The organism is Vibrio sp. 2134-1 (genome assembly GCF_033339495.1).
Genome location: NZ_JAWOUS010000082.1, coordinates 1 through 1,390, shown reverse-complemented (window position 1 = coordinate 1,390; position 1,390 = coordinate 1). Strand labels below are relative to the sequence as shown.

2 protein-coding genes are annotated in these 1,390 nt (G+C 48.8%); both read right to left on the bottom strand.

Annotation, left to right across the window (positions count from 1 at the left end; translation table 11 throughout):
- Positions 1–303: TrmH family RNA methyltransferase (locus R7R78_RS23990; protein WP_318119526.1), on the bottom strand; the 303-nt coding region annotated here is incomplete at its 3' end.
- Between the two features lie 57 nt (positions 304–360).
- A partial coding sequence (locus tag R7R78_RS23985; RefSeq protein ID WP_225474359.1) for a TGS domain-containing protein occupies positions 361–1,390 on the bottom strand: 1,030 nt, incomplete at its 5' end.

Genomic DNA, 1,390 nt, shown 5'->3' with positions numbered 1-1,390 from the left:
CGCGGTGTCCGATAAGTTGGTCACCAATACTTGCATGCCTTGGGCTTTGAGCTCGGTAATGGCGGTTTCAATCGAGTTGTGAGTTTCTACTTCAACCCAGTTACGAGCACCTGCAGAAGTGTGGGTTAAAGTGCGCATTTTATCAGGCCAGATAGCATGAACTTTGTGTAAGCCCGTGGCGTCAGCCGTACGAATAACGGCAGAGACGTTGTTAGGTTTGTGAACCTCTTCTAGGCACAAAGTAAGGTCGGTTTGGCGTGCTTTCAGCACCTGATGGATACGGTGGTAACGTTCTAAATTCATAGTAAATAAATAGGGTATAAAAAAATCGCCACCCAGTGTGAGTGGGTGGCGATGAGTTTAGTTCTTTCTTCGTCTGACTCGGGTCGCCTGCGGCATAGCTTTGATTTTTCGCATGATACCTGCAAGGTGGACACGATCTTTGGTGGTCAGCAGAACGGTGACAGTATACAGTCGGCCATCACGTTCTTCGGTCGACAGGCCATGGATATTGGAGCCTGTTTTCGAAATCACGTTGGTCAATTCTGCCAGAGCACCTTGGTGGTTGAGCATGTCGACTTTCAGTTCTGCGATAAACTCTTTGTCGTAATCGTCAGACCATGCGACGGCCATGTATTTGTCCGGCTCTTTTTGGTAACCGCGCACATTTGGACACGTTTCACGGTGAACAACCAAGCCACGGCCAGGAGACACATGCGCAATGATGTGGTCATCTGGAATTGGGTGACAGCAGTTAGCAAACGTCAGCAGCAAACCTTCCGCGCCACGAATTGGAAGTTTCTTCTTCGAGTCGGTTGGAATGGAACTGGTTGTCGTTAGCTCTTCAGTATCGCCCAGCAAACGACGAGCAATCACAATACTCATGAGTTCGCCCAAGCCAATTGCTGCGAGTAAATCGTCTGTGCTTTCTAAGCGCAGATCGGTCAGTACTTCTTGAATGTTCTCTGGGTAGATGGAGTCAATCGAGTGACGACCCAAAGCGTGATTCAATAGGCGGCGGCCGAGCGTGATGGATTCTTCACGGCGCATGGTTTTCAGTACTTGACGAATCTTAGTGCGAGCGCGAGAAGTCACGACATAGTTCAACCAAGCGGCATTTGGACGCGCACCTGGCGCACTGATGATTTCTACTGTCTGGCCGTTCTTCAGCGCCTTACTTAGTGGGTAAGGGTTGCGATCAACACGAGCACCAACACAGGAATTACCTACATCGGTATGTACCGCGTAAGCAAAATCTACAGCTGTCGCGCCAAGTGGTAGTTCAACAATACGACCTTTTGGTGTGAAGACGTAAATCTCATCTGGGAATAGATCCGATTTTACGTTTTCAATGAATTCGAATGAGTTACCGGCACTTTGTTGTAGCTCA